The following is a 22,396-nucleotide window of genomic DNA, read 5'->3' as shown; positions in this document are numbered from 1 at the left end:
CCCTACTCCTCTGCTATCCAACTTCTTAACAGTTTTGCGAAATCCTCTGGTTTATCTTTCGCCATATTTTCCAGTTGTTTCCTTTTCATGATAGACTCTGTCTCTTCTCCTTCGTCGATATTTGGGACAGACTCCATTTGTCTTTCATCCAATGATTCGCCTTCTTCCTCAAATTCTACTTCTGGTTGGCGTCTTTTCCTAAGGGCTAAAATCAGTGCAATAATTGCCAGTAATAGAGCTGCTCCGGCACCATAGACCCAATATGGAATAGCTGGAGCGGCTGTAGTAGGAAAGGTTGGCTTACCATTAAATTCTTGAAATACGATGGACACCTTTTGTTCAGGATTAACTTGTCCATACTCTTTATCTATCGAAGTAGATACAATAGAGTTTAAGATTGATGATATTCCAGCTTCTACTGTTTCCTGCTCTTGCTGGCTTAAGTATTGTACCTCATCACTTTGATTCATGGGTTCCTTCGTATTATCAACAGCAACTTGAATTCCAAGATCACGAATTTTGTATGGACTCTCTACAATCTCTTTCTGAATTCGGTTGTATTCATTGTTGATCGATTCCCTTACCATTTCATAATCGCCATTATTTCCTTCACCATCGGCTGGATAGTTTGGAACATCCCCTTCTCCTGTTCCGGTTTCATTTGTAATTGGCGGATTTCCTGAATACGTTTCTTTTATTGTTTCAATACTTACCGGTAATCCATCTACACCATTTTGGCCAGAAGGTTCTACAATCTGCTCTACTCGGTTTTCTTGTGTGAAATCAATGTCAGCTGTTACAGAAGCAATAACTTTATCTCTACCGACCATTGTTCCAATCATTTGTTGAACACGCCTCTGAATATCTCGTTCTATATCCTTTTTAACCGTTTGTTGATAGGAGTATGTATCGCTACTAGCAAAAGAATTTGAATTATTTAAGTCAAAATACTCAAAGTTTTGATTCATTATGACGATATTATCAGTAGGTAAATTCGGAACTGTTTTAGAAACTAAATGGTATAAAGACGAAATCTTACTTTCTTCAAACTGATACCCTGGTCGTGTTTGAAGAACAATTGACGCTGACGCTTCCTGCTTTTGATCACTTACAAATACTGGATCTTGCGGTTTGTTAATCATTACTTTTGCATCTTCTATTCCATCGATGCTCTTTATAAGATTGCTTATTTCGGTTTGCATGGCATCTAATTGAATCATACTGAATTCATTATCTGTCATTCCCCAGGAAGTATTCGCACTAAAAAAAGAATAGTCAATACTTCCACTATTAGGAATGCCTTGAGCTGCTAAATCAACTAATAGTGTGTCAACTTGATCGTCAGGTACCCTTATCGTTGTGCCAGCATTTGACAACTCATAGCCAACACCTCTTGCATCTAACTCTGCTTTTATTTGACCAACCTCTTGGAGGGAGAGGTTATTATACAACGGGACCATGTTATTTGAGTTACTAAGAATGCTTCCGCCAATGATTAGACAAAAAAATAAAAGAAAGCCACCGATAATCATTCTTTGTTGATTTTTTGATCTTGTTGTCCAGTAGTTTAGTATTTTTTCTTTATAAACATTGAATTTTTGTCTCATCTTTCCCCCCCAATCCAAGCCTTCTTTTTATACCTCGGAAGCTCTTGCCCTAACAGATAGGATGGATTCATTATTTTATACTTGCATTCGCATTATTTCTTTGTACGCATCGGTTACTTTTCTTTGCATTTCTACAGCTGTTTGCAGGGCAACACTTGCTTTTTGTGAAGTAATCATTACATCATGCAAGTTATCAATTTCACCTCTTGCTAACGCTTGTGTTTTCTTATCCGATTCGATTTGAGCATGGTTTAATTGATCAATTGCACTTTTTAAGCTTGAAGCAAAATGCTGTTGAGCTTCACCTGGTGAAGTTTTTAACTGCTGATTCGGTTGCAATGACATAGCAGGTGTCTGTAACAGATTAAGTTTATTAATTTCCATAATCTAGTTCTCCTTCTATTATTGTTACTTTCCAATCTCTAGTGCTTTAAGTAACATATTTTTTGTTGCATTAAAGGAAGTGACATTTGCTTCATAAGACCTTGTTGCACTCATTAAATCAACCATCTCTTTTAATGGATCAACATTTGGTAATTGTACATATCCCTCTTCATTAGCATCCGGATGATTTGGGTTATATACAAGTTGAAAGGGCTCTTCATCTTCGGTAATTTCACGAACCCTAACCCCTTCTCCAGGACTTGATGCTTCTTTTGAAACGCGACTTAGGTAAGATGCAAAACCCTGATCCTTTGACTCAAAGACAACCATTTTTCTTCGATAAGGTTCATATTCACCGTTTTCATTAATCGTTGCTCGAGTTGTGTCAGCATTTGCAATGTTGGAAGAAATAGTATCCATTCGCAATCGCTGTGCAGTTAAAGCACTAGAACTAATATTCATCGATTGAAAAACTCCCATTTTATCTACCTCCCTTTATTACGGTCTGTAAGCTATTAAACTTGCCATTAATCCGGTCGACAAGACTTTGATAATAAATTTGATTTTCAGCAAGCTCTGTCATCTCTTTATCAATGTCAACGTTATTACCGTTATGGTTATATGTAGTATTGTTATCAGAAACAATTTGGAAGGGAACGATACCGTTTTGAAATGGAATGTGTTTCGGATGTGTGCGTTTGGCCTCAAATGTGTTGCCTAATTCATTTGCAAGTACACTTTTAAAAACGACCCGTTTCGCCTTGTAATTAGGAGTATCAGCATTAGCGATATTATTTGAAATGGTTTGGTTTTTCAAAGATGCATAATCAAGAGAATGTTCCAAATTATGAATTGTTTTCCCGAAAAATGACATAATTATTCCTCCGCATCTTTTTTTGACAGTCACAAAAAGTCTATCATTATCGAATATTGTAATTTAAATATAATATTGTGTCTATGACATTTGTACACAATCTGACTTTAGTTGGTATAAACATCCAATATAACCAGGACTTTTGAACTATTAATAAAACATAAAAGTAGAATAACGGAAAAATGTGTCGAAAACGATGAAGAGGTTTAACTTAACGGATTGAACGAGGGATAAATGGGAGCCTTACTTTTCAATAAAAAAGAGGATATCTCAAGCAAAACCATTTTCATTTAGGTGTCCGTGAAATATCCTCTCTATCATTAACTAGATTTTAATTTCTGAAGTTCGAGCAAAAACTTATTGTTCAATACTTTTATATACGTTCCTTTCATACCTAAAGAGCGTGACTCAATGACGCCGGCACTTTCTAGTTTTCTTAAAGCATTCACAATGACAGACCTTGTAATGCCCACTCTATCTGCTATTTTGCTCGCAACGAGTAACCCTTCATTTCCATCTAATTCATCAAATATATGCTCTATTGCTTCCAACTCACTATAGGAGAGAGAGCTAATTGCCATTTGCACAACAGCTTTACTTCTTGCTTCCATTTCAATTTCTTCCGTTTTTTCGTGAAGAATCTCCATTCCAACAACGGTTGCACCGTATTCAGCTAACAATAGGTCATCATTATTGAAGCTCTGAGTTAATCGACTTAATATTAGGGTTCCTAATCGTTCACCACCACCAATAATAGGTACAATCGTTGTTAATCCATTCTTAAATAACTCTTTATTTTCTACTGGAAAAGCAGTATATTCACTATCAATATCAATATTTGCTGTCGTTTCTTGAATATTAAATAAACTGTCCGTATATTCCTTTGGAAACTGCCTTTCCTCAAGCATCGATTTCATTCGTTCATTCTCAATTTGTTGATTGATCGCAAATCCTAGTAATTTTCCTCTACGGCTTACTACAAAAATGTTGGATGATATCGTATCCCTCAAAGTTGCAGCCATTTCATTAAAATTTACTGATTTACTTGTTGCCTTTTGTAGCATTGCATTAATTTTTCTAGCACGGTCTAATAGTTCCATGATGCTCCTCCAATCCTTTGTTTGAATTTTATAAAATGTATTGACTTAAGTCTTTGTTTTTTGCAATCGTACTTAGCTTCTCATCGACATACTGTTTCGTAATCTCTATCGTGTCCATATGAATGTCTGGTGCCTCAAAAGAAAGATCCTCTAGTAGCTTTTCCAAAATTGTATGCAATCTTCTTGCACCAATATTATCTGTCTCCTGATTAACTTCAAAAGCAACTTCCGCTAATCGTGTTACAGCATCAGCAGTAAAAGTTACGTTAATTCCTTCTGTTTTTAGCAATGCTTCATATTGCTTTAATATCGCATTTGAAGGCTCTATCAATATTTTCTTAAAATCATCAACGGATAACTTATCAAACTCCACTCTGATTGGGAACCTACCTTGTAACTCCGGTATTAAATCGGAAGGCTTAGCCATATGAAAAGCCCCGGCCGCAATGAATAGAATATGGTCTGTCTTTACCGGTCCGTGTTTCGTTACAACTGTAGACCCTTCAACTATAGGGAGAATATCCCTTTGAACACCTTCCCTTGAAACGTTAGCAGATTGCTGATCATTTTTTCCAGCTACTTTATCTATTTCATCAATAAATATGATGCCTGATTGTTCAACCTTCTCTATTGCCTGTTGTGTAACTTCATCCATATCGATTAGCTTTTGAGCTTCCTGCTGGGTTAATATTTTCCTTGCTTCCGCAACAGGCAATTTTCTTTTTTTTGTCTTTTTCGGAACCAATTGCCCAAACATATCTTGCATGTTCATACCCATTTGCTCCATTCCGGAGCCTTGGAGCATATCAAACATAGAGGAGGATTGTTCATCAACCTCAATCGTAACTATTTGATCCTCTAACTCACCTAATGCTAATTGATGCTCTATCCTTTTCCTTTTATTTTCAATTTCCTGGGTATCATGCTCTTGATCAGCATCAGCATTCTCACCTGTTTCTTGCGGAGAAAAAAACATTTCCAGCGGATTTTTAAAGTTGTTCTGCTTCTTTTTTGTAGGTACAATTAAACTCACTAACTTCTTATTAGCAAGCTCTTTCGCTTTTTCCATAACACCTTTCATTTTTTCTTCTTTAACCATTCGAACGGCCATCTCAATTAAATCACGAACCATCGATTCTACATCGCGTCCTACGTAACCCACTTCGGTAAACTTTGTGGCCTCAACCTTTACAAATGGCGCTCCTACAAGCTTCGCGAGTCTACGAGCCACCTCTGTTTTCCCAACTCCAGTAGGACCAATCATCAATATATTTTTAGGTACAATTTCATCACGCATTTTCTCATCTAATAACATTCGACGATATCGATTGCGCAAAGCAATTGCCACTGATTTTTTTGCGTTCTTTTGCCCGATTATATATTGATCAAGCTGTTCTACAATTTGCTTTGGGGTTAAATTTATCGTCATTTAACTAAAGCCTCCCTTTACTTTGAATTAAAAAGAGCCAACTCACACCTATTCAATTACTTCCAAGGTAATATAGTCATTTGTATACACGCATATCTCACCAGCAATTTCTAGTGCAGCCTGAGCAATATCTTTTGCAGTTAATTCCTTAGAATGTCGCTTCAACGCCCGGCCTGCACTTAAAGCATAATTACCTCCAGATCCAATTGCAAGTATTCCATCATCAGGCTCAATTACTTCCCCAGTACCCGAAACGAGTAACATTTCATCTTTATTCATCACAATTAGCATTGCTTCTAGCTTTCGAAGGACTTTATCACTTCGCCATTCCTTAGCTAATTCAACTGCTGCTCTTGAAAGGTTCCCATTATATGCTTCTAGTTTCGCCTCAAACTTTTCAAATAACGTAAAAGCATCGGCAACTGAGCCTGCAAATCCAGCCAACACTTTACCTTTAAATAATCGTCGAACTTTTTTAGCTTTATGTTTCATGACCACTGCATTCCCCATTGTAACCTGACCATCACCACTCATTGCACATTGCCCGTTATGCTGTACTGCAAAAATGGTGGTTGCATGAAATTCCTGACTCAATTTCTCCACCTCAACTCTCTTATTTCCCATTTCTAGCTCTGGGATGACTATTCATATATACATTTCGTAAACGATCCTTGGTCACATGAGTGTATACTTGTGTCGATGACAAATGTTCGTGACCTAGTAACTCTTGAACAACTCTTAAATCAGCGCCTTCATTAAGCATGTGTGTAGCAAATGTATGTCTTAATTTATGTGGATGTATATCAATAGTTAAAGCTGCAGCCTTTACTATTTTATCGAGAACTAAACGTACACCTTTTGTTGTTAATTGATTTCCTTTTGCATTTAAAAAAAGTGCTTTTGTGTTATTTGCTTTTGCTTTTTGCAAAAGCTCATTTCGGCCATCATCCACATATAGTTTCAATGCAGTTCGTGCATAACTACCAAAGGGCACATATCTTTCTTTTCTTCCCTTTCCCAACACTAGTAAAGTGTTTAAATCAAAATCAACATCATTTAATGTTAAACCTACACATTCACTTACTCGAATCCCCGTTGCATACAATATTTCTAGAATCGCTTGATTTCGTTGACCTAGTGGATCAGTTAAATCATTTACCGTAAATAATTTGTCTAGCTCTTGTTTATAAAAAAATTCCGGAACAGGTTTATCTATTTTTGGTGTGGAAACATTAATAAAAGGATTTTGCGAAACAATTGATTCCCTTTCCAAAAATTTATATAAGCTTCTTAAACTAGAAATTTTTCTTGCCACACTTCGACGAGAAAGACCTTTTTCATAAAGAAAAGTTAAAAAAACACGCACAAACTGATAATCCACTGATTGAAGGTGTGTTATTCCTTCTCTTTTAAGAAACGTAAAAAAGGATTGAATATCTTCTCGATAATATGTAACTGTATAAGGTGATGCATTTTTTTCTATTTTTAAATATTCCACAAATAAGGATTCTGATTGCAGAAAATGATCCATCGATTCACCTCGCCTAAGGCGTATAAATAGTAACATAGGTTTGCTTGTACTTGCAATAAATTTTACCAAATTGTAACAAAATTCTGAATTGTTTAAAATATATTTCATTTCACTGTCAAGTAAAATTACTTACCGAATGGAAATTATAGACTCCCTATGTATTATTGTCAATATTTTAAACTTGCTCTGCTATTTATAGTGCGCCTTATAGATAATCAGAAATCATGTCTATTAATAAACAGTATTCCATCTCAGAGACAAGGCATACACAAAAATTACTAACTCCGTAATAAAAGATTAAATTTTTAAAAAACTTTTCTTCCCGCGGAAAGCGAAGTGTGTTTCTTATATAAGAGAAAAAAATAAGGCTGTCGAGACTTTCTCGACAGCCTGAGTGCTGACTAAGCACTTTTTCATTTCATGGTATGGAAATTATAAAATGGCTGGCTTGTGGATAAATGGTGTAGGTTAGCGACGTCCAGCTCCAGCGCCCAGCGACTAGTGAGACTTCCCTCACCTCCGTACGATAAGTCAACATCGGTTCACTTTGTTCACCGTGTTTCCTTTATCTCCTGCGGTTCAGTCCAAATGTTTTCGGTGGGACGAGTAACCGCAGTCCCAGTCCATACGTCGCTACCAGGGCGCTTGCGCTTTTGTTCTTAAGTTTGTGGCTCTTCTTTATAGTCACAATTGGTACACTGAATCTGTGTAGCCTTTTTAACCTTTTTTTCAACTAACAAGGAATCACATTTTGGACATGGTCTTGATATTGGTTTATCCCATGAAATGAAATCACATTCAGGATAATTATCACAACCATAAAATGTTCTTCTCTTTTTAGATTTTCTTTCTACTACATTACCATCTTTACACTTCGGACATTTTACTCCAATTTCCTTCAAGATTGGCTTCGTGTTTCTGCACTCCGGAAAATTTGAGCAAGCTAAAAACTTTCCGTATCGTCCCATTTTATAAACCATTTCATGCCCACAATTTTCACAATCAATTCCTGCAGGCTCATCTTTGATTTCTACTTTTTCCATTTCCTTTTCTGCAATCTCTAATCGTTTATCAAATCCACCATAAAATCCATCTATAATTTTTACCCACTCAACTTTTCCTTCTTCTACAGCGTCAAGATCACCTTCCATTTTCACTGTAAAATCAACATCTATAATTTCAGGGAAAAACTCTTTAATTAGATCAATAACAATCTCCCCTAGCTCAGTGGGGACAAAGCGTCGATTATCTAATGTTACATAGCCGCGCCTCTGAATGGTATCTAAAGTTGGTGCATAAGTAGAAGGACGGCCTATCCCCTGTTCCTCCATCGCTCTTACTAGTCGAGCTTCTGTATACCTTGGAGGAGGTTGCGTAAAGTGTTGGTTTGGATTGATATCACTTGCTTTTACAACCATCCCTTCCTCTAATTTAGGAAGTAGCCTATCTTCTTCTTTCTTGTTATCATCATTTCCTTCAATATATACTTTCATAAATCCTTTAAACTTTATTTGTGAACCAGTGGCTCTAAACTCTACTCCTTCATTTAACAAATGAACAGTAACTGTATCCATGACTGCTGGTGCCATTTGGCTAGCTGTAAAGCGATCCCATATCAACTTATAGAGCCTATATTGATCACGAGAAAGAACAGGTTTTAACGATTTAGGATCTCGAAATGCTGAAGTTGGTCGTATCGCCTCATGCGCATCCTGTGCTCCTTCTGATTTTTTATTCGGTTTTTTAACACCTAAATATTCTTTGCCAAAAGTCTCCGTAATATAATTAGTTGCTTCATTTTTTGCTGTATCAGATATACGAGTTGAATCAGTACGCATGTATGTGATTAGACCTGTAATGCCACCCTCTGCTTTACCCAAATCAATTCCTTCATATAATTGCTGTGCAACCATCATCGTTTTTCTCGCACGAAAATTTAATTTCCTAGCTGCTTCTTGCTGTAACGACGAGGTAATAAAAGGTGGTGCTGGATTTCTTCTTCTTTCTCTTTTATTTACTTTATCTACCTTAAAGTTTTTACCATTCAAGCGATCAAGTATTTTATCTACATCATCCTTGTTTTTTAATTCTGTTTTTTTACCTTCAACTCCGTAAAAGGCACCATTAAACTCCTCTTTATCTTTTAAAAAAGCTGCTTCTATTGACCAATACTCTTCAGGTTGAAAGTTGTTAATTTCTCTTTCTCTGTCTATGATCATTTTAACCGCAACTGATTGCACTCTACCTGCACTTAAACCCTTCTTTACTTTTTTCCATAGTAAAGGACTAATATTGTAGCCGACTAAACGGTCAAGTATTCGACGCGCTTGTTGTGCATCTACCAAATCCATGTTAATAGATCGAGGATGTTTAAATGATTCTTTTATTGCGTCCTTGGTTATTTCATTAAATACCACTCTACATTTAGAACCTTCATCAATTTCTAAACTATGAGCCAGGTGCCATGCAATAGCTTCCCCTTCTCTATCGGGGTCGGCAGCAAGAAATACTTTTTTAGCTTTCTTTGCTGCTGACTTAAGCTCTTTTAATACTGGACCTTTGCCTCGAATGGTTATATATTTTGGTTTATACTCACTCTCAACATCGACACCCATTTGACTTTTGGGCAAATCTCTCACATGTCCCATTGATGCTTTTACTTTATACTTTTTACCTAAATATCTTTCAATTGTTTTTGCTTTAGCTGGAGATTCCACAATTACAAGATAATCTGCCATATTTTTTCCTCCCAAGAGGTGATTGTTGATTTCATATAATATTTGTATATTACTATGTACAAATAGTTAAGTTGTTGTCACGTAGTATACTATATATTTGCTAGATATACATTTAGTTATACAATAATCCAAGTTTGATAAATCTTCCCTATTATTAAATATAATATTAGGTTTTGTCAAACGTAACATCCATCATTTGTATCCTTATGTTTCTATTTATCAAATTATTTCGACAAAAACGTACACCATTTTTCCTGTTGTTCGATCCAATCTTCTAAAATGTCATAGGTACTTTGAACTAATTTGGCACCCTCTTGAATCATTTTATGACAACCGCCGGTTTGACTAACAAGTGGTGATCCTGGAACAGCATATACTTCTCTCCCTTGATCTAACGCCTGATCTACCGTTATTAAGGAACCACTTTTTTCCTTTGCCTCAATAACAACAGTCCCAAATCCGAGCCCACTTATAATTCGATTCCTCTCTGGGAAATGATAATGATTAGCTCGTAAATCAGGGGGATACTCCGATATAACTAATTGGTTTTGAGCAAGTTTTTCAAACAATCGTTTATGTTCCCTTGGATATATATGTTCAAATCCGCTTCCTAATACTGCTATTGTTTTTCCGTCATTGTCCAAGGCTAATTGATGGGCCATTCCATCAATCCCCCTTGCCATTCCACTAATAATCACCCAATCTTTTAATATTAAAGGTAAAATAACCTTGTCTAATTTTCGTTTTGCTTCAACTGTTGGATTTCTAGTGCCTACAACACTTAACGATGGCATTTGACATACTAATTGAGGGTTTCCGAGTAAATATAATACAATGGGGGGATCTTTAATTTCCTTTAACAGTGGTGGATAATTAGAATCAAATATTGTCAATACATGGTACTGCTCTATATCCTGCAGCACAATATCCATCATACGACGATTGTGGAGATCTTTAAAGAGTTCAGTTGCTCGGGAGGATGGTAGAGATAAATAATGAATAAAATCCTTAGGACGAAGATCATAGAGGCTTTGAAGTGTGGGATCAATAGTTAGCAGCTTACGAATCAATGGCCTAGTAGCAGCTTTGGACCGGTGTAAATGAACTAAACGCTTTTTTCTATCTTTCAATTGCATCACCCTTTATTCAGTTGTAATTTTTAATATGAAAAGCTGGCCCTAACTGTTTTAGAGCCAGCTCTAATAAATTAGTGTGTTTTACACTTTTCGTAAAGTCCTTTTTCTTTTAATACACCGATCAATGTCTCACCCATAACAGACGGTGTTTCTGCCACTTTAATACCGCAATTATTCATCACTTTAATTTTTTCATCTGCAGTACCTTTACCACCAGAAATAATCGCACCAGCATGTCCCATACGCTTTCCTGGAGGTGCTGTTGCTCCACCAATAAACCCTACTACAGGCTTTGTCATATTAGCTTTCACCCATTCAGCAGCTTCCTCTTCTGCCGTACCGCCTATTTCACCAATCATCATAACAGCTTCTGTGTCAGCATCTTCGTTAAATGCTTTTAATGCATCAATGAAGTCTGTTCCATTAACAGGGTCACCACCGATACCTACTGCTGTCGATTGTCCAAATCCTTCTTCCGATAACTGATGAACAGCTTCATAGGTCAATGTCCCTGAACGAGAAACAACACCAATATGTCCTTTTTTGTGGATATAACCTGGCATAATACCAATTTTACACTCTTCCGGAGTAATAACACCTGGACAGTTTGGTCCTACTAATCTAGTTTTCTTTCCCTCTAAATAACGCTTTACCTTCACCATGTCCATCACTGGAATATGCTCGGTAATACAAATCACTAAGTCCAAACCTGCATCAGCAGCTTCAATAATTGCGTCTGCTGCAAATGGAGCTGGTACGTATATGACAGAAGCATTTGCACCAGTAGCTTTTACAACTTCCTCAACCGTATTAAAAACTGGTACCCCTTCTACCTCTGTACCACCTTTACCAGGTGAAGTACCGCCAACGATATTTGTTCCATATTCTAGCATTTGTTTCGTATGAAAAAGTGCTGTGGCACCAGTGATACCTTGAACCAACACTTTCGTATCTTTATTTACAAATACACTCATTTTCGTCCGTCCTTTCTTTTAATTCCTAGCTACTCATATTTTAAACGTTTTATCACAAACTTTATTTAACTAAGGAAACGATTTTTTCAGCACCGTCTGCCATCGACTCAGCAGCTGTTATATTTAAACCAGACTCAGCTAATATCTTTTTACCTAGCTCAACATTTGTTCCTTCTAAACGTACAACAAGTGGAATTTCTAAACCAACTTGTTTTGTAGCTTCTATAACACCTTCAGCAATGACATCACACTTCATAATTCCACCAAAGATGTTTACTAAAATACCTTTTACATTTGAATCGGACAAAATGATTTTAAAAGCTTCTGTAACTTTTTCAGCAGTAGCACCGCCCCCAACATCAAGGAAGTTAGCCGGTTCACCGCCATAGTGCTTAATAATATCCATTGTCGCCATTGCTAGTCCAGCCCCGTTAACCATACAACCGATATTTCCATCCAAAGCAATATAGCTTAAATCAAATTTACTTGCTTCAATTTCCTTTGCATCTTCTTCATCTAAATCACGGTATTCTTGAATATCCTTTTGACGGAACAAGGCATTATCATCAAAGTTCAACTTTGCATCCAAAGCTAATACATCTCCGTCTCCAGTTGTAACTAATGGATTAATTTCAGCAATGGAGCAATCTTTTTCAACAAACACTTGATAAAGTCCAAGCATAAATTTTACAGCTTTTGAGATATACTCTTTTGGAATATTAATGTTAAAAGCTAATCTTCTAGCTTGGAACGGACTTAGTCCTACAACTGGATCAATAACTTCCTTGAAAATTTTTTCAGGAGTTTCTGCTGCAACCTCTTCAATCTCTGTTCCACCTTCTTCAGACGCCATCATTGTTACTCTAGACGTTGCACGATCTAAAACTAGACCTACATAATATTCTTGTTTGATGTCACAGCCTTCTTCAATAAGCAAACGCTTTACTTCTTTGCCTTCAGGGCCAGTTTGGTGTGTTACCAGTGTTTTTCCAAGAATCTCATTCGCGTATGTACGTACTTCGTCAAGATTTTTAGCAACTTTTACTCCGCCTGCTTTTCCTCTTCCACCAGCATGAATTTGTGCTTTAACTACCGATACACTACTACCTAATTTTTCTGCAGCTTCCACAGCTTCATCTACCGTATATGCGACACGGCCATTAGGAACTGCAACGCCGTATTTACGCAAAATTTCTTTGCCTTGATACTCGTGTATGTTCATGATACATCCTCCCATCAAATATTCACTGCAAATTCATTGTATAAAAAAAAGTCGTAAATTGTCCACAAATTACCTTTAATTAATTTATTTGTAATAAATTACATTTTAGTGCGCATTTATAAAGTTAGTAAATTTAAGCAAGAAAATCAAGGCGTCGAAGCTTCCTCAGAACCGGAAGAACGAGCCAACGAAGAGATACGCCGCTTATCATATGGTAACTTTTTGAACATCCTCTTTTACTTATTTCGCCCTTCGAATTGTTTATCTGTCTGATAAATATAAGCAAATACTTCAGCTACTGCCTGATAGAGCTCTTCTGGAATATTCTCCTTAATATTTAATTGTGATAAAAGCTCAACAAGTGTCGAATCTTCCTGAATTGGAACATTATTCTCAAGGGCTTGATTAATGATATTGTCAGCAACAAATCCCTTTCCATTTGCCATAACCTTTGGTGAAGCATCTTGTTTTTGATCATACTTTAATGCAACTGCCTTTTTCTTAGACTCATGACTCATATTCTATAATCGACTCCTTGATTCTTTGGTTTAAAAGATGACTGAACAGTAGAACTAGCGCCTATTTCGTCATCATCAAATCCACGAAACTGCACAGATGACAATTGATAATTAATATTCTCTAGTGCATGCTTAATCATTGGTTTTAATTTCATTAGAATGGGCGCTACTTCAGAATTCTTATTTCGAATGGTTAGTTTAACAAGTCGCTTTTGTATCTGCATATCTATCATCGTTTCCCCTATGTTTTTTAACTCAAGGTAAAAAACAACCCGGCAAAAATCCGGATTTATTTCACCTGCATTATTTTTTTTACCTTCCATATCCAAATAGATATCACTGTCAACTCCCAATTTCCCACCAGGAATTTGCAAGCTTACTTGAGTAAAATGATCTTCTTCCGAAAATGAAGCTAACTGAATACCATTTATCATCTTAAGTAATGGATTCAATTTTTCTTCCATGCTTCCATCATCATTAACTACTTGAAGAAGTAATGATTTCAGTGATTGTTCAAATGGTTGTCTGCTGATATCAAAATCATTGTTTTTTATATTGTTTTCATCCGTTAAACCTAAGAAATATACTGTGTTTTTAAACTGAATAAAAAAGTCATCTTTAACGTTAGACAAGCTTTCATGCTGTTGCTGCGTCATGTTATTAGCTAACAAATGAATTAAAGTCTTTTCTATATTAGGTGGTAATTGCTTATATAAAAGATTCTTGAAAGCTTCTAGTAAATAATCATTTATGTGTTTGTGTGATGGAGAAGCAGAATCTTTTTCTGTTTGAATCAATGATAATAAAGAACTTATTGCTTCATTCAAACTTGATGTTTGATTGTATTGATCCCGCATCTCCAAAAAAGCTTTCCACTCAGAAAAGTCCATTGATTCTGGTAGAATATTTGCAGACTTTAAAAGCAAGTATATATTCGGATCTTTGTTATAAGCCTCTGAGAATAATATATTCCATAATGACCGTGAATCAGCAGTGTTGTCCACATTTGTAAAGGATAACAACCTTTTTAACAAAGATTCGTGTGAACTATTTTTCTTAGTAAGCACCTTTAATTCAGGTATCAATTGTTTCATTTGTTCACCTAAATCAAAGGTCTCTTTTGAAAACAATGCATCATAAATAGATAATTGCATCGGAAACCCTCGACTGGACATAAAAGCGAACACCTTTGATGAAAGTGGACGATCCAACTCATTTAAAAGATTGGATAGTTGTCTTAAGCTAGATTGTTCAAGCGGAATATTTTCGTCCAATAGCATAGAAACAGCCTGTTGATATTCTTTTGTAGCAGGTAATCCAATACTTTTTAACAAAATATCCATTTGATTTCGTTTAGATACAGGTTTATCAGAAAGTACCTTCAACTGTATAACACTGCTAATAGATTTGATTTGGAACCAATATTCTTCATTTAAAAGAATTGATGTTTGTAGGTTAGCGACAAAAGGTCTACCATTTATTAAAACTTGGGCTTGTTGGTTCGGATAAATATTCGTTACTTTCCCGACCAATAACTGACCCGGGCGAAGGCTTGTATCATTTTTAAAAATACTTGATTGTCCATGTATTTGATGTGGTGCTTTTCCTGAAAAAAAATTCACCCTTGTCACTACCATCCACTCCTAATTAATCAAAAATCAACATCATCACTAACACAGTCATTTCACAAAAGATTGAATTGGTTCGAAAGACTGTCGATGATAAGGACAAATGCCATGACGTTCAACCGCTTCTAAATGCTCTTTTGTTCCGTATCCCACATTAGATGCAAAATTATAATGCGGGTATGTTTGATGCAGTTCTTCCATCATACGATCTCTAGTAACTTTTGCAATGATACTGGCTGCTGCAATCGACACACTTTTTTGATCGCCTTTCGTAATTGACTCACTTGTACAAGGTAAATCGTCAAGTTTCATTGCATCAATTAATACATGATCTGGAATTGGGCTTAGTAATTGAATTGCTTTTTTCATTGCTTTTTTAGTCGCTTCATAAATGTTCATTCGATCGATTTCTTGATTATGTATTACACCGACTCCATAGGTGATAGCCCGTTGTGTTATTTCTTCAAAATAAGCTTCTCTTGTTTGTTTTGATAATTGCTTTGAATCATTCAACCCACCAAGGTAAAAATCCGCAGGTAGAACTACTGCAGCAGCAACAACTGGACCAGCTAGTGGACCTCTTCCAACTTCATCTAATCCTGCAACCATTTGTTTTCCTAAATCATATTGAAAGTTTTCAAAAGTCATCATTTGTTCAAAATGTTGTCGTTGCATTTGTTCTCTTTCAAGCTTGCGTTCATATTTTTTTAACAACCTCTGTATTCCTACTCGTTTATCCTGCTTCAATTGAACAAGTTCTTCTTTAGAAAATTCATCTCGAAATAATCGATCACTAATTGTTGCTATTGTTTGTTTCATCCCAGAAATCCCCCGTTATTTATCCTATCGGTTACTTTACATTTTATCTTAAACTATTTTTATAATCGCGAAAAGAAAAACCGGGCATGCATACCCGGTTTTTCTATTAGTTAGTTATTGTTTCCAAAGTTAATCTCCCTAATCTGCCAGACCGTAAGTCACGTATTATTACTTCGGCAGTTTTTTCCATGTTCACTTTACCACCACTTTCAAGGCATCCTCTTCGTCGTCCAATGGATTCAAATATTTCTATCATATCGTCCATATTAGGAATTATTTCAAAGCGGGATTCTAAAATCGTCGGGTAATTATCTCTTAAATAATCGATGATAAACGCAGCGATATCCTCCAATGGTAACAATTGATCCTTTATCGTCCCGATAGCGGCTAAACGATATCCTACCTGCTGATCTTCAAATTTAGGCCACAATATCCCTGGTGTATCTAGTAGTTCAAAATCCTTCTTTACTTTAATCCATTGCTGATTTGTGGTAACACCTGGTCGATCACCAGTCTTCGCTATTTTTTTATGAGCAAGTCGATTAATTAGTGTCGACTTCCCCACATTAGGTATCCCTAGAATCATTGCACGTGCCGGCCTAGGTCTTATTCCTTTTTTCTTTAATTTTTCTAGCTTTTCTTTACCCATTTCTTTTGCCATGCTAATAACTTGCTGAATATCTTGCTTTTGTTGCACATCCACAGCCAAAGCAGGTATCCCCTTTGTATTAAAATATGTAATCCAATTATTGGTTTGGTTGGGATCAGCTAAATCTTTTTTCATTAAAAGCATAAGCTTGGGTTTTTGATTTAACACTTGATGAAGCATCGGGTTTTGTGAGGATTCTGGTGCTCTTGCATCAACTAACTCGATAACAAAGTCTACTAGCTTTAGCTTTTCTTCGACTTCTCTTTTTGCCTTGGCCATATGTCCTGGAAACCATTGAATAGTCACGAAATCACCTCATTATGTCTTAGAAAAATTAAGCCTACAATCAATTACTCATGAAGAAAACCTTAATTCATCCTATCCGTTTGAGTAAGTACATATAATTATGATAGAAAATAGAAAGTCATCTTTTATTAAAACTTTTCATTTATTTAACAATACCAATACGATCTAGTGGCCAGTATCGTAAATTTGCTTTTCCAACTAACTGACTTATAGGAATTGGACCCAACAAACGACTATCTGTTGAATTTCCTCTGTTATCACCTAAAACAAAAACATGACCTTTAGGCACCTTTTCATACCCTCCTGGCAATTCCTCTAAAGTAAAGTCAAAGGTATAGGATTGATTTTCATTTATCGTTCTTTTTTTGGCCTCTAAAAAAGGCTCGTCCAAAGCCTTGCCATCAATAAATAACTGATCACCTTTCATTTCGACATGTTCACCCGGCAGACCGATGACTCTCTTTATATAATCCCTGTTCGCAGTGGCATGAAAAACAACAATATCAAACCTATTTGGTTCGCTAACCATGTAGCTGAATTTATTTGCAATCATGTAGTCACCATCATTTAATGTTGGTAGCATAGAAGGTCCATCCACCACTATTGGTGCAAAGAAAAACATTCGGACAATAACGGCTAGAAGACCAGCAATTACAAGGGCTTTTATCCAATCAAACCATTCACTTTTTTTTCTGGCCATTTGCTACCCTCCAAGAACTCTATGTACAAACACGTGATTATTGTTTACGGAATTTATTTTATCCATTCACCATCATACACTTGTCAATATCAAAGATAAATGAATGTTTTATTTTAAGCTAGAAAAAAGGAGCTTGACGATGCAAGCTCCTTTTACATTACTAACTAGCGAATTTCTTTAATACGTGCAGCTTTACCACGTAGCTCACGTAGATAGTAAAGTTTTGCACGACGTACTTTACCACGACGGCTTACTTCAATCTTATCAACACGTGGTGAATGTACTGGGAAAGTACGTTCAACTCCTACGCCGTAAGATATCTTACGTACAGTGAATGTTTCACTGATTCCGCCGTTTTGACGCTTGATTACTACGCCTTCAAATACCTGGATACGTTCACGGGTACCTTCGACAACCTTAACGTGAACCTTTACCGTATCACCAGGACGGAAATCAGGATGATCCGTACGAAGTTGCTCTTTTGTCACTTCTTCAATCAAATTAGGCATCCTGTCACACTCCTTCCAAACCAATGCTCTTAACGGAAACCGAAAGCGGAACATCGTTTTTACGACTCAAGTAATCTACTTAAGCACAACAAATAATATATCATATAACAGTAGTTACTTCAACAAAAAATAATCATTCTGTAAAGGTAAATCGATTGATGGTCATTTATCCTTCACATAATAACAAACAGTTACTCATTGAATTCTTTAAACCATTCTAACTCTTGTTCTGTAAACGAATATTTTCCAAGTAAATCTTTGCGACGCTCATGGGTTCGCTTTAACGATTGTTTTTTTCGCCATTCTTCTATTTTGGCGTGATTACCCGAAGTTAATACATCTGGTACCTTCATCCCTCTAAAATCAGCTGGGCGAGTATAGTGTGGATGTTCTAATAACCCATGAGAAAAAGAATCCTCAGGCGCAGACGCCTCGTTTCCTAATACACCAGGAATTAATCGAACGACGCTATCAATTACCACCATTGCACCTAACTCGCCACCAGTTAATACGTAATCTCCTATCGAAATTTCATCAGTTACTAGATGCTCCCTAATACGCTCGTCATAGCCTTCATAATGGCCACAAATGAAAACAAGATGATCTTCTTTCGCTAATTCAACAGCCTTGCCTTGATGATAAGGCTCGCCTTGTGGACACATTAAAACAACTCTTGGCTGCTTGTCTGTTTTTTGCTTAACAGCCTCAACGGCATCAAAAATTGGTTGCGGTGTTAATACCATCCCTGCGCCCCCACCATATGGATAATCATCCACTTTATTATGTTTATTCTCCGTATATTCTCGAAAATTCACATAATTATACTGAAACACATCCATATCCTGAGCTTTTTTTAAAATAGAATGATTAAATACACCTTCAAACATCTCCGGAAACAAAGTTAAAATATCAATACGCATCAATCTAGCAATCCTTCCATTGGATAAATGACCACTTTTTGCTCTTTTGGATTAACATCTTTAACGACGTCAACGATATACGGAACGAGTAAATCCTTTTGTTTATCCCTTTTGACAACCCAGACATCATTAGCACCAGGTGATAATATTTCTTTAATATTTCCTATGAATTCCCCAGAAGTCGTATAAACATCACAACCTATGATTTGGTGATAGTAGTATTCATCCTCTTCTAAGGGACTTAATTGGTCTTCCGTAATCTTTAACATCCCATTTTTGAAGCCTTCAACAGCGTTAATAGAATCATACGATTCAAAATGCAATAAATCAAAATTTTTGTGTTTCCTATGTCCATCAACAACGACGCGAACTGGATCATTACTATCTTTTGTAAATAAAAGTAGCGATTGTCCTATATTAAATCTATCTTCAAAATCAGTAATCCTTATTACTCTTACTTCACCGTTAATACCATGTGTATTAACAATTTTTCCAACATTAAACATTTTCAATCACCTGCTATTCTATTCGAATAACGATATCATCTTTTATAATAATAGCTTTATTCTCCATTAATTCTTGCCAATTTGATCCTTCGCTAACCTCAACAAGAGCCTCAACTTCTCTTTCTATAAGTTCACTACCTATTGGCAAAATTTCCAATTGTTCTAATTGGAATTCAATCCACTTGATTTGTTCTTTGCGTCTCATTATTTCTTGTTGAAACCGTTTATATACTTCTTGTTTAGATATGCCGTTTTTGTTCTGCAATTTTTTCTGTTCAAATAATAATTGTTGACACTCTTGGTCAAGTTGTTGTTTCTTATGACAAAATTTTTGATTCATCTTTTCTTTACTATCATCTGTTAATACTTGTTTAACGGGAATTTTTTGAATGATATTCACTCTTTTCAGCCTCACTTGGAAAAAGATAAAGTTACCCGAATACTCCTCTGCTAAAATTTTATGCTTTCTTAACGTGCAAAAAGGGAAAGGTTTCCCCCTCCCCCATTACATAATATCCAGATAAATACGTTTCTTTGTATCTGATCCAGCTGCATAAACAACAGTTCGAATGGCTTTAGCTATTCTACCATTTTTACCGATTACTTTACCAACATCGTCTGGATTTACAGTTAAGTGATAGACAATCTTATGATCCTCTTCCTTTTCTGTAACAACGATGTCTTCTGGATAATCAACCAATGGTGACACTATTGTTTCAATTAAGGCCTTCATGATATCACACTACTTTACTTTTGATTTTTCATGTCGTGGAATTTCTTCATGATGCCTTCATTAGAAAATAAATTACGTACAGTATCGCTAGGCTTAGCTCCTTTAGCCATCCAGTCAAGTGCTTTCTCTTCATCTAGTTTCACTTCAACCGGGTTAGCAACCGGATTGTATGTGCCAATTTGTTCAATTAAACGTCCATCACGAGGAGAACGTGAATCAGCTACTACTACACGATAAAATGGGTTTCTTTTTGAACCCATACGCTTAAGGCGAATTTTTACTGCCATTTTTATCGCACCTCCAATTATTGTTTATCACAAGTTTAGATTGTATCAGAACTTTAAATGTCTGTAAAGTGTTTTTCCATTACATGAATGGGAAATTTATTCCCTTGCCCTTTTTGCCTTTTTTCCCCTTTTGCATATTCGTCATTTGCTTCATCATTTTTTTCATTTCCTCAAATTGCTTGAGCAATCGATTCACCTCAGATACAGAACGACCTGATCCTTTTGCAATTCTTTTTTTACGACTTGCATTCATCAGACTAGGATCCTGTCGTTCTTGTTTCGTCATCGACTGAATGATCGCTTCTACATGAGAGATTTGTTTTTCATCGATTTGAACATTTTTTAGTCCTTTCATTTTATTCGCACCAGGAAGCATACCGAGTAAATCCTCTAAAGGTCCCATGTTTCGAACTTGACCCATTTGTTCTAAGAAATCATCAAATGTAAAAGAGGCGGAGCGCATTTTCTCTTCCAATTCCTTCGCTTTCTTTTCATCGACATTATCTTGGGCCTTTTCAATAAGAGACAAAACATCTCCCATCCCTAATATCCTAGAAGCCATCCGCTCTGGGTGAAAAGCCTCAAGTTCATCTAGTTTTTCTCCCATACCTGCAAACTTAATAGGCTTCTCTGTCACAGCTTTGATCGATAATGCTGCACCACCTCTTGTATCACCATCCAGCTTCGTTAAAACAACACCAGTAATATCTAACTGTTCATTAAAGCTTTCAGCTACGTTAACAGCATCTTGACCTGTCATCGCATCGACAACTAAGAAAATTTCATTTGGATTTACGTCTGCTTTTATTTGTTGAAGTTCATCCATTAAGTCATTATCAACATGCAATCTACCCGCAGTATCAATAATCACATAATCATGATGTTCTTCCTTGGCTTGTGCCACTGCTTGATTAGCAATATCGACCGGATTTGCCTCCGTACCAAGAGAAAACACTGGCATACTTAATTGTTTGCCAATCGTTTCTAACTGGTTAATGGCAGCAGGGCGATACACGTCAGCTGCAACGAGCATAGGATTCCGGTTATATTTTTTTCGTAGTAGATTAGCTAATTTACCAGTAGTTGTTGTTTTCCCGGCCCCTTGTAAACCGACCATCATAATAACGGTAGGAGGCTTGTCAGCAACTGCAATCTTACTTTGTTCTCCTCCCATTAACGCTTGGAGTTCTTCTTTTACCACTTTAATAACTTGTTGTCCTGGCGTAAGACTTTCCATTACTTCTTGCCCGACAGCACGTTCTTTCACGCGCTTGACAAAATCTTTAACCACTTTAAAGTTAACGTCAGCTTCTAATAAAGCAAGTCGAACCTCACGTGTCATTTCTTTTACATCTTGTTCAGAAACTTTACCTTTGCCCTTAATCTTTTTTATCGTACTTTGCAGGCGGTCGGATAAACCTTCAAATGCCATCGTACTCGCCTCCTAATCTAATTCTTTGAGTACATGTAGTAACTCTAGTATCTCGGTATTTGCTTCATCAAACAAGTATTGTTCCAATTGCTCAACAACTTGCTTTCTCTTCTGAAATTTTTCATATAAATGAAGCTTTTGTTCATATCCTTCAAGCATTGCTTCTGTACGGCGAATGTTATCATATACGGCCTGTCTGGAAACCTGATAGGATTCAGAAATTTCACCTAGAGAATAGTCTTCTAAATAATACATTTGCATATAATTACGCTGCTTTTCAGTTAGCAACTCTTGATAAAAATCTAATAAAAAGTTAATTCGGGTTGTTTTTTCTAACAAAACGAGCACCCCTTGTTAAGTGAAATACCTTTACAATAGTAAATATTATCGGAAT

At 36.3% G+C, this 22,396-nt stretch carries 25 protein-coding genes; all 25 read right to left on the bottom strand.

Going from position 1 to position 22,396, the window contains the following annotated elements:
• Positions 1–2: 2 nt before the first annotated feature.
• A complete protein-coding gene (gene fliF / locus JOC48_RS11305) occupies positions 3–1,607 on the bottom strand; it encodes a flagellar basal-body MS-ring/collar protein FliF (RefSeq protein WP_204499757.1) in 1,605 nt (534 codons plus the stop codon).
• A gap of 75 nt (positions 1,608–1,682) precedes the next feature.
• The gene (gene fliE / locus JOC48_RS11300) at positions 1,683–1,952 is read right to left on the bottom strand and encodes a flagellar hook-basal body complex protein FliE (protein ID WP_476693107.1); all 270 of its coding nucleotides are present in this window, start codon (positions 1,950–1,952) and stop codon (positions 1,683–1,685) included.
• Between the two features lie 63 nt (positions 1,953–2,015).
• Positions 2,016–2,471, bottom strand: coding sequence for a flagellar basal body rod protein FlgC (gene flgC, locus JOC48_RS11295; RefSeq protein ID WP_204499752.1), 456 nt, complete (start codon positions 2,469–2,471; stop codon positions 2,016–2,018).
• 1 nt (position 2,472) lies between these two features.
• Positions 2,473–2,865: a flagellar basal body rod protein FlgB gene (gene flgB / locus JOC48_RS11290; RefSeq protein ID WP_204499750.1), complete on the bottom strand. Its 393-nt coding sequence runs from the start codon at positions 2,863–2,865 to the stop codon at positions 2,473–2,475.
• 320 nt (positions 2,866–3,185) lie between these two features.
• On the bottom strand, positions 3,186–3,965 hold the full coding sequence (codY, locus tag JOC48_RS11285) for a GTP-sensing pleiotropic transcriptional regulator CodY (protein WP_204499748.1): 780 nt from the start codon (positions 3,963–3,965) through the stop codon (positions 3,186–3,188).
• Positions 3,966–3,993: 28 nt separating this feature from the next.
• Positions 3,994–5,394 carry an HslU--HslV peptidase ATPase subunit gene (hslU, locus tag JOC48_RS11280; protein ID WP_204499746.1) on the bottom strand — a complete coding sequence of 467 codons (1,401 nt, stop codon included), beginning with the start codon at positions 5,392–5,394 and terminating at the stop codon, positions 3,994–3,996.
• A gap of 48 nt (positions 5,395–5,442) precedes the next feature.
• Entirely contained in the window at positions 5,443–6,018 is a 576-nt protein-coding gene (hslV, locus tag JOC48_RS11275; RefSeq protein ID WP_204499743.1) for an ATP-dependent protease subunit HslV, read from the bottom strand.
• The gene (xerC, locus tag JOC48_RS11270; RefSeq protein ID WP_204499741.1) at positions 6,008–6,925 is read right to left on the bottom strand and encodes a tyrosine recombinase XerC; all 918 of its coding nucleotides are present in this window, start codon (positions 6,923–6,925) and stop codon (positions 6,008–6,010) included. Before xerC ends, hslV begins: the two co-directional genes overlap by 11 nt.
• A 659-nt stretch (positions 6,926–7,584) precedes the next feature.
• Entirely contained in the window at positions 7,585–9,663 is a 2,079-nt protein-coding gene (topA, locus tag JOC48_RS11265) for a type I DNA topoisomerase (protein WP_204499739.1), read from the bottom strand.
• A gap of 224 nt (positions 9,664–9,887) precedes the next feature.
• Positions 9,888–10,793 (bottom strand): DNA-processing protein DprA, encoded by a 906-nt coding sequence (dprA, locus tag JOC48_RS11260; RefSeq protein WP_204499737.1) that lies wholly within the window; start codon positions 10,791–10,793, stop codon positions 9,888–9,890.
• A gap of 77 nt (positions 10,794–10,870) precedes the next feature.
• Complete coding sequence (gene sucD / locus JOC48_RS11255; RefSeq protein WP_204499735.1) at positions 10,871–11,773, bottom strand: succinate--CoA ligase subunit alpha; 903 nt, start codon at positions 11,771–11,773, stop codon at positions 10,871–10,873.
• A 61-nt stretch (positions 11,774–11,834) separates the two neighbouring features.
• Complete coding sequence (sucC, locus tag JOC48_RS11250; protein ID WP_204499733.1) at positions 11,835–12,995, bottom strand: ADP-forming succinate--CoA ligase subunit beta; 1,161 nt, start codon at positions 12,993–12,995, stop codon at positions 11,835–11,837.
• Positions 12,996–13,231: 236 nt separating this feature from the next.
• Complete coding sequence (locus JOC48_RS11245; RefSeq protein ID WP_204499731.1) at positions 13,232–13,513, bottom strand: EscU/YscU/HrcU family type III secretion system export apparatus switch protein; 282 nt, start codon at positions 13,511–13,513, stop codon at positions 13,232–13,234.
• Entirely contained in the window at positions 13,510–15,144 is a 1,635-nt protein-coding gene (locus JOC48_RS11240) for a hypothetical protein (RefSeq protein WP_204499729.1), read from the bottom strand. Before JOC48_RS11240 ends, JOC48_RS11245 begins: the two co-directional genes overlap by 4 nt.
• Before the next feature lie 48 nt (positions 15,145–15,192).
• A complete protein-coding gene (locus JOC48_RS11235) occupies positions 15,193–15,960 on the bottom strand; it encodes a ribonuclease HII (RefSeq protein ID WP_204499728.1) in 768 nt (255 codons plus the stop codon).
• A 106-nt stretch (positions 15,961–16,066) separates the two neighbouring features.
• A complete protein-coding gene (gene ylqF, locus JOC48_RS11230; RefSeq protein ID WP_204499727.1) occupies positions 16,067–16,915 on the bottom strand; it encodes a ribosome biogenesis GTPase YlqF in 849 nt (282 codons plus the stop codon).
• Between the two features lie 142 nt (positions 16,916–17,057).
• Positions 17,058–17,615, bottom strand: coding sequence for a signal peptidase I (gene lepB / locus JOC48_RS11225; protein ID WP_204499726.1), 558 nt, complete (start codon positions 17,613–17,615; stop codon positions 17,058–17,060).
• A gap of 164 nt (positions 17,616–17,779) precedes the next feature.
• Entirely contained in the window at positions 17,780–18,124 is a 345-nt protein-coding gene (rplS, locus tag JOC48_RS11220) for a 50S ribosomal protein L19 (protein ID WP_204499820.1), read from the bottom strand.
• A 191-nt stretch (positions 18,125–18,315) separates the two neighbouring features.
• Positions 18,316–19,044, bottom strand: coding sequence for a tRNA (guanosine(37)-N1)-methyltransferase TrmD (gene trmD / locus JOC48_RS11215; RefSeq protein WP_204499725.1), 729 nt, complete (start codon positions 19,042–19,044; stop codon positions 18,316–18,318).
• A complete protein-coding gene (rimM, locus tag JOC48_RS11210; protein WP_204499724.1) occupies positions 19,044–19,550 on the bottom strand; it encodes a ribosome maturation factor RimM in 507 nt (168 codons plus the stop codon). Before rimM ends, trmD begins: the two co-directional genes overlap by 1 nt.
• A 13-nt stretch (positions 19,551–19,563) precedes the next feature.
• A complete protein-coding gene (locus JOC48_RS11205) occupies positions 19,564–19,950 on the bottom strand; it encodes a YlqD family protein (RefSeq protein ID WP_204499723.1) in 387 nt (128 codons plus the stop codon).
• A gap of 105 nt (positions 19,951–20,055) precedes the next feature.
• Positions 20,056–20,283: a KH domain-containing protein gene (locus JOC48_RS11200; RefSeq protein WP_204499721.1), complete on the bottom strand. Its 228-nt coding sequence runs from the start codon at positions 20,281–20,283 to the stop codon at positions 20,056–20,058.
• A gap of 14 nt (positions 20,284–20,297) precedes the next feature.
• Positions 20,298–20,570, bottom strand: a complete 273-nt coding sequence (gene rpsP, locus JOC48_RS11195; RefSeq protein ID WP_204499718.1) for a 30S ribosomal protein S16 — start codon at positions 20,568–20,570, stop codon at positions 20,298–20,300.
• A 79-nt stretch (positions 20,571–20,649) separates the two neighbouring features.
• Complete coding sequence (ffh, locus tag JOC48_RS11190; protein WP_204499716.1) at positions 20,650–22,002, bottom strand: signal recognition particle protein; 1,353 nt, start codon at positions 22,000–22,002, stop codon at positions 20,650–20,652.
• A gap of 12 nt (positions 22,003–22,014) precedes the next feature.
• Entirely contained in the window at positions 22,015–22,341 is a 327-nt protein-coding gene (locus tag JOC48_RS11185) for a putative DNA-binding protein (RefSeq protein ID WP_204499714.1), read from the bottom strand.
• Positions 22,342–22,396: the final 55 nt, after the last annotated feature.

Origin of the sequence: Aquibacillus albus, from assembly GCF_016908325.1 — a bacterium.
In the GTDB taxonomy this organism is placed as follows: domain Bacteria; phylum Bacillota; class Bacilli; order Bacillales; family Amphibacillaceae; genus Aquibacillus_A; species Aquibacillus_A albus.
This window is presented reverse-complemented; position numbering and strand designations above follow the sequence as displayed.

Coding starts and splice junctions, on each gene's coding strand:
- fliF (WP_204499757.1), bottom strand. CDS start 1,607: ATGAGACAAAAATTCAATGTTTATAAAGAAAAAATACTAAACTACTGG.
- fliE (WP_476693107.1), bottom strand. CDS start 1,952: ATGTCATTGCAACCGAATCAGCAGTTAAAAACTTCACCAGGTGAAGCT.
- flgC (WP_204499752.1), bottom strand. CDS start 2,471: ATGGGAGTTTTTCAATCGATGAATATTAGTTCTAGTGCTTTAACTGCA.
- flgB (WP_204499750.1), bottom strand. CDS start 2,865: ATGTCATTTTTCGGGAAAACAATTCATAATTTGGAACATTCTCTTGAT.
- codY (WP_204499748.1), bottom strand. CDS start 3,965: ATGGAACTATTAGACCGTGCTAGAAAAATTAATGCAATGCTACAAAAG.
- hslU (WP_204499746.1), bottom strand. CDS start 5,394: ATGACGATAAATTTAACCCCAAAGCAAATTGTAGAACAGCTTGATCAA.
- hslV (WP_204499743.1), bottom strand. CDS start 6,018: ATGGGAAATAAGAGAGTTGAGGTGGAGAAATTGAGTCAGGAATTTCAT.
- xerC (WP_204499741.1), bottom strand. CDS start 6,925: ATGGATCATTTTCTGCAATCAGAATCCTTATTTGTGGAATATTTAAAA.
- topA (WP_204499739.1), bottom strand. CDS start 9,663: ATGGCAGATTATCTTGTAATTGTGGAATCTCCAGCTAAAGCAAAAACA.
- sucD (WP_204499735.1), bottom strand. CDS start 11,773: ATGAGTGTATTTGTAAATAAAGATACGAAAGTGTTGGTTCAAGGTATC.
- sucC (WP_204499733.1), bottom strand. CDS start 12,995: ATGAACATACACGAGTATCAAGGCAAAGAAATTTTGCGTAAATACGGC.
- JOC48_RS11245 (WP_204499731.1), bottom strand. CDS start 13,513: ATGAGTCATGAGTCTAAGAAAAAGGCAGTTGCATTAAAGTATGATCAA.
- JOC48_RS11235 (WP_204499728.1), bottom strand. CDS start 15,960: ATGAAACAAACAATAGCAACAATTAGTGATCGATTATTTCGAGATGAA.
- lepB (WP_204499726.1), bottom strand. CDS start 17,615: ATGGCCAGAAAAAAAAGTGAATGGTTTGATTGGATAAAAGCCCTTGTA.
- rplS (WP_204499820.1), bottom strand. CDS start 18,124: ATGCCTAATTTGATTGAAGAAGTGACAAAAGAGCAACTTCGTACGGAT.
- trmD (WP_204499725.1), bottom strand. CDS start 19,044: ATGCGTATTGATATTTTAACTTTGTTTCCGGAGATGTTTGAAGGTGTA.
- rimM (WP_204499724.1), bottom strand. CDS start 19,550: ATGTTTAATGTTGGAAAAATTGTTAATACACATGGTATTAACGGTGAA.
- JOC48_RS11200 (WP_204499721.1), bottom strand. CDS start 20,283: ATGAAGGCCTTAATTGAAACAATAGTGTCACCATTGGTTGATTATCCA.
- rpsP (WP_204499718.1), bottom strand. CDS start 20,570: ATGGCAGTAAAAATTCGCCTTAAGCGTATGGGTTCAAAAAGAAACCCA.
- ffh (WP_204499716.1), bottom strand. CDS start 22,002: ATGGCATTTGAAGGTTTATCCGACCGCCTGCAAAGTACGATAAAAAAG.